Source organism: Arthrobacter sp. NPDC093139 (assembly GCF_044754165.1).
Taxonomy (GTDB): domain Bacteria; phylum Actinomycetota; class Actinomycetes; order Actinomycetales; family Micrococcaceae; genus Arthrobacter.
Window position 1 is genome coordinate 1 of record NZ_JBIVOO010000025.1, and the last position, 9,510, is coordinate 9,510.

7 protein-coding genes are annotated in these 9,510 nt (G+C 65.2%); 5 read left to right on the top strand and 2 right to left on the bottom strand.

Features of this window, described 5'->3' with window-relative positions; genetic code table 11:
- Nucleotides 1–198 precede the first annotated feature (198 nt).
- The gene (locus tag ACIP90_RS21215) at nt 199–1,401 is read right to left on the bottom strand and encodes an NAD(P)/FAD-dependent oxidoreductase (RefSeq protein ID WP_400581716.1); all 1,203 of its coding nucleotides are present in this window, start codon (nt 1,399–1,401) and stop codon (nt 199–201) included.
- A 246-nt stretch (nt 1,402–1,647) separates the two neighbouring features.
- On the opposite strand from ACIP90_RS21215, the gene ACIP90_RS21220 reads away from it, so the two are divergent.
- The 5 genes from ACIP90_RS21220 to ACIP90_RS21240 all read left to right on the top strand — a co-directional run bounded on the left by ACIP90_RS21220 (nt 1,648) and on the right by ACIP90_RS21240 (nt 9,359).
- Complete coding sequence (locus ACIP90_RS21220; protein WP_400581719.1) at nt 1,648–1,998, top strand: bifunctional 3-phenylpropionate/cinnamic acid dioxygenase ferredoxin subunit; 351 nt, start codon at nt 1,648–1,650, stop codon at nt 1,996–1,998.
- A gap of 33 nt (nt 1,999–2,031) precedes the next feature.
- Nucleotides 2,032–3,975, top strand: a complete 1,944-nt coding sequence (locus tag ACIP90_RS21225; RefSeq protein WP_400581720.1) for a BCCT family transporter — start codon at nt 2,032–2,034, stop codon at nt 3,973–3,975.
- Between the two features lie 9 nt (nt 3,976–3,984).
- Nucleotides 3,985–4,974: a formyltetrahydrofolate deformylase gene (gene purU / locus ACIP90_RS21230; protein ID WP_400581722.1), complete on the top strand. Its 990-nt coding sequence runs from the start codon at nt 3,985–3,987 to the stop codon at nt 4,972–4,974.
- Nucleotides 4,975–5,012: 38 nt separating this feature from the next.
- Nucleotides 5,013–7,520: an FAD-dependent oxidoreductase gene (locus ACIP90_RS21235; protein WP_400581724.1), complete on the top strand. Its 2,508-nt coding sequence runs from the start codon at nt 5,013–5,015 to the stop codon at nt 7,518–7,520.
- 141 nt (nt 7,521–7,661) lie between these two features.
- On the top strand, nt 7,662–9,359 hold the full coding sequence (locus tag ACIP90_RS21240) for an alkaline phosphatase D family protein (protein ID WP_400581725.1): 1,698 nt from the start codon (nt 7,662–7,664) through the stop codon (nt 9,357–9,359).
- Here the strand turns inward: ACIP90_RS21240 and ACIP90_RS21245 are convergent.
- Nucleotides 9,298–9,510 (bottom strand): hypothetical protein (locus tag ACIP90_RS21245; RefSeq protein WP_400581728.1); only part of this gene is annotated, 213 nt, incomplete at its 5' end. The genes ACIP90_RS21240 and ACIP90_RS21245 overlap by 62 nt on opposite strands.

Sequence of the window (9,510 nt, forward strand, 5' to 3'; positions counted from 1 at the left end):
TACGCTCCTGCTCGGCCCGGAAAATAGCCGGATCCGTATACAAATGACCACCCAGCGTCGGGATCAGGCTCGGCGTGGTTACCTCAACAGACAATTTTTACTCCTAACAAAACAAGAAACTCGGTAAAACTTTGGTATCGACGGAAGGTCTAGGGGCCGATAATTTTCAGGCCACGCTCTTTTCAGGACACTGCTTCTTCAGGACACGGCGCCGGCCCCCACGAGTGCGGGTGCCTCCGTCCGTGCCGGCGAAGCCAGGCTCCGCCGCCATTTGGTGAAGAGCCTGGGCTGGTTCATTCCCAGGACCGCCACCGGCTCGTCTCCGCGGTAGTACACGGCGAGGAAGCTGTGTTCCTGGGGATCCCCTGCCTCAACCTCAAGGCGGTCGTAGCCCGCGGAGTGCCCTGCGAACTGAATCTTGACGCCGTGCTGGTCAGACCAGAAGTAGGCGGGCTTGGCAGGCTGTTCGGGCGCGTCGGAGTCCAGCAATGCCCGGACTGCCAGCGCTGCGCGCTCCAGAGCGCCGGTCCAGTGCTCAACCCGGCGGTGGAATCCGGCCGCTGGGTCGAACCATGCGGCGCAGTCGCCCACAGCGACTATCCCCGGAATGTTGGTGCGGCCCATCGCGTCACAGACGATGCCCGGGTTCAGCTCAAGCCCGGAACCGGACAGCCAGTCAGTATTGGGCTCCGCGCCAATGCCGATCACCACCACGTCAGCGGCCACGTACCCGCCGCCGGCAAGGCGCAGCCCGCTGACGTTTCCTTCGCAGCTGTAGAAGTCCTCTATGGTGGCGGACGAGATCAGCTCCACGCCGTTTGCTGCGTGCAGCTTAGCCACCACTGCTCCCATCTCCGCCCCGAGCTGACCGGCGAAGGGCACGGGCTTGGTGTCGATCATGGTGACTTCCATGCCACGGGACACCGCGGCAGAGGCCACCTCTGCACCGACGAAACCGGCACCGACGACGGCCATCCTGCTTCCGGGCAGCAGCTCGGGGGCAAGGGCCTGGGCATCAGCAAGCGTCCGCAGTGAGAACACGTTGCTCAATCCGGCCAGAGCGGGCAACTGGCGCGCGCGGGCGCCCGTGGCTATGACAATGCCGTCCGCCTGAATTACCTGGCCGTCCTTCAGCCGGATGCTGTGTGATTCGGCGTCCAGGGAAACAGCGCCTCCTCCAAGCAGCCACTCTGCCTGCAGCTCGTCGGCTTCGGATTCCAGGTACAGGTCCTCTGCGGTGATTGCACCGAGCAGGAAATCTTTGGACAGCGGCGGCCTGTCGTAGGGCCGGTGCGGCTCATCGCCGATCACCACAAGCCGCCCGGTGAAGCCTTGGGCGCGGGCGGCCCTGGCGGCTGAGAGGCCAGCCAGGGAGGCCCCCACAATTGCAAGCGTCTCCATTGACACCACAGCCTCCTTCAATTGCTTCTTACGCAACATGAATCGTTATATGCAACAGAGTGATCCATGCCACGGCGACTGTCAAGGGCCGTCCTTAACTAAGGGGCGGATAGCCGCAACAGAGCAGAAAACCCTTGACAACGGTCTGTGACCTGGCGCACGCTGTTGCTTATCGCGATTGCTGTTGTTGATTACGGAACTTAGCAGTCGCACCATCAGGCTCTACCAAGAAGAAGAGGTCCATCCATGCACAAGGCATGCCCACTCAGTGAACTGGCACCAGGGGAAGCGCTCCGCCTGAACACGGCTCCTCCCATCGCCGTCTTCCACACCGAGGAGGGCGAGCTCTTTGCCATTGATGACACATGCACACACCAGGACGCCTCCCTGGCCGACGGCTGGGTCGAGGACTGCTGGGTCGAATGCCCGCTCCATGCATCCCGCTTTAACCTGCGCACGGGAGGCGTGGACGCCCCGCCGGCCAAGCTCCCGGTCCGCACCCATGAAGTAACAGTGATAGACGGCGACATCATGATCACCGAATCCACCGAGGTCCCCAACCTCCCCCCAGGCCTGACAGTGGACGGCCACATCTAAGCAAGCCCATGAATCCGAGCAAAGGAATTCCTCATGGCCCCGAATAGCGACACCCGATATAGCAGCGACAACCTCAGCAGCGAACCCGATCTGGACAGCAGCGGCAACGAAGCCGCCCTGGACGGATCCGCGGACCTGCCCTTGCCAGAGCCGGTGGTGGACCCCCTGGACGAGCTGGAGGACTACGAACAGATCCTGCAGGAGCTTCGCCAGACTAAGACCGAGCAGGCCGTAACCGAACGCCGGAACCGCAAGCTCACCCTCGACAAAGTAACCTTCGGCATCACCGGCATCCTGGCCATCGCCTTTGTCGTCTGGGGCTTTGCCGGAAGAGACAGCCTGGCAACAACATCCCAAAACGCCCTCAACTGGGTCATGCAGTACACAGGCTGGCTGTTCATGGGGCTGGCCTCACTCTTCGTCGTTTTCGTCCTGTGGCTTGCCCTGGGCAAGTTCGGCAACATTCCGCTGGGCAAGGACGGCGAGAAACCGGAGTTCCGCACGGTCTCCTGGGTGGCCATGATGTTCGCCGCCGGCATGGGCATCGGACTCATGTTCTACGGCGTGGCCGAACCGCTCTACCACTACGTCTCGCCCCCGCCCGGCACCGTGGACGGCCGCACCCCCGAAGCCATCCAGACCGCGATGGCCACGTCCATCTTCCACTGGACCCTGCACCCCTGGGCCATGTACGCCGTGGTCGGAATCGCCATGGCCTACGGCACCTACCGGCTGGGCCGCAAGCAACTGATCTCCGCGGCCTTCACCTCACTCTTTGGGACCAGGACTGTGGAAGGACCGCTGGGCAAGTTCATCAACATCCTCGCCATCTTCGCCACGCTGTTCGGCACCGCAGCATCCCTGGGCCTCGGAGCCCTGCAGATCGGCAGCGGCATGAGCTCCAACGGTTGGTTCGGCGAGCTCGGAACACCAGTGCTCGTCGCCATCGTCGCCATCCTCACTGCCTGCTTCGTGGCGTCCGCCGTCTCCGGCATCAGCCGCGGCATCCAGTGGCTCTCCAACATCAACATGGTCCTGGCTGTCATCCTGGCACTCATCGTCTTCGTCGCCGGCCCCACCATGTTCATCCTGAACCTGATTCCTTCCGCAGTCGGCGACTACGCCCGCGACTTGGCGGAAATGTCCTCGCGGACTGAAGCCGTCGGAGACGAAGCCCTGCGCACCTGGATGTCCGGCTGGACCATCTTCTACTGGGCCTGGTGGGTATCGTGGACACCCTTTGTGGGCATGTTCATCGCACGCATCAGCCGCGGCCGCACCATCCGCCAGTTCGTCACCGGTGTACTGCTGGTCCCCAGCGTTGTCAGCGTAATCTGGTTCGGCATCTTCGGCGGCACCGCCTTTGGCATCCAGGCCGAAGCCGACAAGACGGACAACCCCGCAGACGGACTCGCCAAAATGGTGGACGGCGTGCCCACCATTTCATTCGACGGCGCCCTCTTCGACCTGGTCAAGAACCTGCACATGCCCGCCTGGGCCATCGCCGCAGTGATCGTGCTTGCCATGGTGCTCGTCGCCATCTTCTTCGTCACCGGAGCCGATTCGGCCTCCATCGTCATGGCGTCCCTGAGCTCCAACGGGTCCAACGAGCCCCCGCGCGGGCTGGTCATCTTCTGGGGCACGCTGACCGGAGCCGTCGCCGCCGTCATGCTCCTCGCCGGTGGCGATCAGCCCTCCGAAGCCCTGTCCGGACTGCAACGGATCACCATCGTGGCCGCGCTGCCGTTCGTCATAGTCATGCTGCTGCTCTGTTTCGCGCTCGCCAAGGACCTGCGCCGCGATCCGCTGGCCCTGCGCCGCCGGCTCGCCACAACCGTCGTCGAGCGGGCCATCCGTACCGGCGTCGACCAGCACGGCGGCGTCCAGTTCGACCTCGTGACCAAGCATGAATGCGGGGAACGCTGCGCCAGCGATGCCCGCTGTCCCGGCAGTTCCAGCGTCGTCACCCCCAACTAGGAGACAATTGTGACCACAACCCTTGAAGGCCGTCCCGCGGGTGCCGCAACGGCAGTCACAGCCGAGGCCGCCTCCGCGCGCTCCCTGGCCAAGACCCCCACGACGGAGTTCGTCCTCACGCTGGCCTGCCCGGAACGGCCAGGCATCGTGCGGGCAGTCACCGCCTTCCTGGCCGACCGCGGCTTCGACATCGTCGAGCACCAGCAGTTCGATGACCATGTCAGCGGAAAGCTCTACCTGCGGACGGCCTTCACGGGCAGCAGAACCGAAACCCGTGATCGGGCACACCAGGATTTCACGGGCGCCTATGAGCCCAACCAGCAGACCGCCGAAAACCTCACGGACGAGTTTGCGCCCACCGCCTCCGAGTTCGGCATGGATTTCACCTTTCACGACGGGCGGCCGCCGCGCCTGCTGGTCATGGTCTCGAAATTCGGCCACTGCCTGAACGACCTGATCTACCGCTGGCGGGCCGGCAGCCTGGGGGCGGAGATCGCCGTCGTGGTTTCCAACCACGAGGACCTGCGCGCCATGGCGGAGAACGCCGGGCTGACTTTCATCCACGTTCCGGTGACGCCAGGAACCAAGCCCGAGGCCGAGGCGCGGCTGCTGGAGCTCGTCAAGGAATACGACGCGGACCTGGTGGTCCTGGCGCGCTACATGCAGGTGCTCTCCGATGGCCTGTGCAATGAACTGCGCGGCCGGGCCATCAACATCCACCATTCCTTCCTGCCCGGCTTCAAGGGCGCCAAGCCATACCACCAGGCCTACGACCGTGGAGTGAAGCTGATCGGGGCCACGGCGCACTACGTGACCGCGGACCTCGATGAGGGGCCGATCATCGAACAGGAAGTCTTCCGCGTGGACCACAGCCTGGATCCGGACGCCCTCGTCACGGTTGGCCGTGACGCCGAATCCCAGGCCCTGTCCCGGGCGGTCAAGTGGCATTGCCAGCACCGCGTCCTGCTCAACAACACCCGCACAGTCGTATTCCGCTAAAGCGGACGTCCGCCAAGCCAAACAGGAGAAACATTTTTATGAGCGCATCACCACGCGTCGTCATCATCGGCGCCGGTATCGTCGGCACCAACCTTGCGGATGAACTCGCCAGCCGGGGCTGGAACAACATCACCGTCGTCGAACAGGGCCCGCTGGAGCTTGCCGGCGGCTCCACGTCGCACGCACCCGGACTGGTCTTCCAGACCAACCCGTCGAAGACCATGACGGAATTCGCCTCATACACGGTGGACAAGCTGCTCTCCCTCAGCGCCGACGGAGTGTCCTGCTTCAACCAGGTGGGCGGGCTGGAGCTTGCCACCACCGAAGCCAGGCTGCAGGACCTCAAGCGCAAGCTCGGCTACGCCACCTCCTGGGGCATTGAAGGCCGGATTATCGACGCTGATGAATGTGAGAAGTACTGGCCGCTGCTGAATAAGGGGCAGTTCAGGGACGGGCGCCAAATCCTTGGCGGCCTCCTTGTTCCCTCCGACGGACTCGCCTCCGCGGCCCGGGCGGTCCAGCTGCTGATCAGCCGCGCCCGCGAAGCGGGCGTGACGTTCCTGGGCTCAACTGGCGTCACCGGCATCGAACAGGCCGGCGGCAAGGTCACCGGCGTCGAAACCTCACAGGGCGTAATTCCCGCGGACATCGTGGTTTCCTGCGCCGGGTTCTGGGGGCGCGAGGTGGGCAAGCTGGTGGGCATGGAAGTGCCGCTGCTGCCGCTCGCCCACCAGTACGTCAAGACCACTGCCCTGGCCGAACAGCACGGCGTGAACGAACTGCCCAACGGCGCGCGCTCGCCCATTCTCCGCTACCAGGACAGGGACCTGTACTTCCGCGAGCACGGCGACCGCATCGGCATTGGCAGCTACGCCCACCGCCCCCTGCCCGTCGACATGGAGCTCCTCCCCCGCGTCGCAGCAGACCAGATGTCCGAGCACCGCATGCCCTCCCGCCTGGACTTCACCCTGGAGGACTTCGCTCCGTCCTGGGAAGACTGCCAGGACCTGCTGCCTGCCCTGCACCGGACACAAATCCAGGACGGCTTCAACGGCATCTTCTCCTTCACCCCCGACGGCGGCCCGCTCATGGGCCAGTCTCCCGACGTCGAAGGCTTCTTCGTGGCCGAAGCGGTGTGGGTCACGCACTCGGCCGGCGTTGCCAAGGCCATGGCCGAACTGCTGGTCGAGGGCCAGCCCCGCACGGACCTGCACGGCTGCGAAATCGAACGGTTCGAAAAGGTCCAGACCAGCGACGAGTACGTCAGCGAAACGTCCCAGCAGAACTTCGTCGAGATCTACGACATCCTGCACCCGCTGCAGCCCAAGGAATCCCCGCGCGACCTGCGTGTGAGCCCGTTCAACGTCCGCCAGAAGGAACTCGGGGCGTTCTTCCTGGAGTCCGCCGGCTGGGAGCGCCCGCACTGGTTCGAGGCCAACCGCGGCCTGCTGGACGAACTGCCGGCCGAGTGGCAGGCACCGGAGCGCGAATCCTGGGCTGCGATGTTCTCCTCTCCCATCTCCGCCGCCGAAGCGTGGAAGACGCGCACCGCCGTCGGACTTTACGACATGACGCCGCTGAAGCGGCTCTCCGTCAACGGCCCCGGCGCCCTGGCGCTGCTGCAGCGCCTCAGCACCGGCAATATCACCAAGAAGCCCGGCGCGGTGACGTACTGCCTCCTGCTTGCGGACGACGGCGGCATCCGCAGTGACGTGACCGTGGCCAGGCTCGGGGAGGAGACTTTCCAGCTTGGCGTGAACAGCAACGTGGACTTCGACTACCTCCGGGTGGAGGCCAGGAAGCAGTCGGCCGCCGACCCGAGCCAGTGGGCGCACGTCGCCGACATCACCGGCAGCACCTGCTGCATCGGCCTGTGGGGACCGCTGGCGCGTGAAGTCATCGGCAAGGTAAGCACGGACGACCTCAGCAACGACGGCCTGAAGTACTTCCGTACCAAGGAAATCTCGGTAGGCGGCATCCCCGTCACTGCCATGCGGCTTTCCTACGTGGGCGAGCTTGGCTGGGAGCTGTACACAACTGCCGAGTACGGCCTGAAGCTCTGGGACCTGCTGTTCGAAGCCGGGCAGGAACACGGCATCGTCGCGGCCGGCCGTGGCGCGTTCAACAGCATGCGCCTGGAGAAGGGCTACCGGCTGTGGGGCACGGACATGACCTCCGAACACCACCCCTACCAGTCCGGCCTGGGCTTCTCGGTTGCCAAGGACAAGGTGGGCTTCGTGGGCGCGGAGGCACTGGCCGCCCGCAAGGAGGAGCCGGCCATCCGGGAGCTCCGCTGCCTGACGGTCGACGACGGCACCTCCATCGTGCTGGGCAAGGAACCCGTGTACGTGGACGGCCTGGCGGCGGGATACGTCACCAGCGCCGCGTACGGTTACTCCGTGCGCAAGCCGATCGCCTACGCCTGGCTGCCGTCCGCTGTCTCCGTGGGTGACTCCGTGGAGATCGAGTACTTCGGCCGGCGTGTCGCAGCTACCGTTACCGCAGAGCCCCTGTTCGACCCCGGTATGGAACGCCTCCGCGGCTGACAGTGCGAACGAGCGCTTAAAGCCCCCAGCAACACGGCCCCGCTTCCGAAAGGAAGCGGGGCCGTTTTCGTCTGCAATCCGCCGGCCCCTGCCCTCGGCCGCACCATAGCCGTCGCGGGCCGGAACGGGTACAACTGAGTCATGACTACCTCATCCCTGGTGCTCGGCCCGATAATGCGGCACGTGGATGAGACCTCGGCCAGCATCTGGATGGAAACCCGGGACGCTGCCCGCGTCACGGTCCGCGCGGGCAGCCGGAGCTGGGAAGCCCGCACGTTCGCAGTGCACGGCCACCACTACGCCCTGGTGGAGGCGGACGGACTTGAGCCGGGAGCAGTGGTGCCCTACACCGTGGACATCAACGGAACCCACTCCTGGCCCGATCCGGCCTCGGAATTTCCACCTCCGGTGATCGCCACCCTGAAACCAGGCAGGCCGCTGCGGATGGCCTACGGCTCCTGCCGCACCAGTGTGCCCCATGACGAGTCGGGCAACCGGAGCCACGGCGTCGACTCGCTGCGCGCGTACGCCCTGGCGCTCGCGGCCGGCAGCGGTGACGCCCGACCGGATCTGGTGGTCTTCCTCGGAGACCAGGTGTACGCAGACTCCACGAGCGAAGAGATGCAGCAGTTCATCCGTGAACGCCGGGACCCCGGCGAACCGCCCGGCGAGGAACTCAAGGACTACGAGGAATACGCCCACCTCTACCGCCTGGCGTGGTCCGACCCCGCGAACAGGTGGCTGTTGTCCACGGTTCCCACCGCCATGATCTTCGATGACCACGACATCCGCGACGACTGGAACGCCTCCCTGAGCTGGAAAAAGAAGGTCGAGGCTACGTCCTGGTGGCACGGGCGGATTGTCGCGGGACTGTCCTCCTACTGGGTCTACCAGCACCTGGGGAACCTCTCGCCGCAGGAGCGGGCCAAGGATGCCATCTGGCGGCTGATCGCCGCGCACCGGGACGAGGCCGAACTCGACCTCGGCGCGGAGCTGGACCGTTTCGCAGACCGTGCAGACCAGGACCCGACGTACTACCGGTGGAGCTTTTGCCGGGATTTCGGGGACACGAGACTGATAGTGGTTGACTCCCGTGCCGCCCGGAACCTGGCCCCGGAAGGCCGGGCGCTGCTTGACCAGGCGGAAATGGCGTGGCTCGATGACCGGATGCGCGGCGGCTTCCGCCACCTGCTGGTGGCGACGTCGCTGCCGTTCCTGCTGCCGATGGGACTGCACCACGTCGAGTCGTGGAATGAGGCTATTTCCGAAGGTGCCTGGGGCAAGCTCCTGTCCCGGGCGGGAGAGAAGCTGCGGCAGGCGGTGGATCTTGAACACTGGGGCGCCTTCGAAGCAAGCTTCCGGAAGGTGGCTGACATGGCGGTGGAGGTCGCCGACGGCAAGCGGGGCCCGTCCCCTGAGACCGTCACGTTCCTGTCCGGGGACGTGCACTACTCCTACGTCACCGAGGTGGACCGCTCGTCGGGCAGCCGGATCATGCAGGCCGTGTGTTCTCCCATCCGTAACCCTCTTCCCCGTCTGCTGAGATCCTTCGGGGCCGTCATGTCCTATGGCCTGGCCACACCGATAGGTGCCTTAGTGGCCCGCTCGGCGCGGGTGCCGGACCCGCCGTTTCACTGGTCCCGCGTCAAGGGGCCGTGGTTCGACAACAACCTGGCCAGCCTTGAAGTTTCCACGGAAGGGCTGAACCTGTGGTGGCAGACCGGCGTGGTGGACGACGGAGACCACCTGCACCCAAGGCTCGAGCGTGTGGCCTCCCTTACCGTGGCTCCGCGGAGTTCGCAGGAGCATGCGGCACGAAGCGGACAAACATCGCCTTGAAGCCGGGTGTGTTCGATTCCCGGGCCACGTTGTCCTTGTGTACCAGGGCGTTGGCCTCGGGGAAGTACGCCGCGGCGCACCCTTTCGCCGTGGGGTAGGCCACCAGCCGGAACTTGTCCGCCTGCCGGTCCTGGCCCCTGAACGTGCTCAC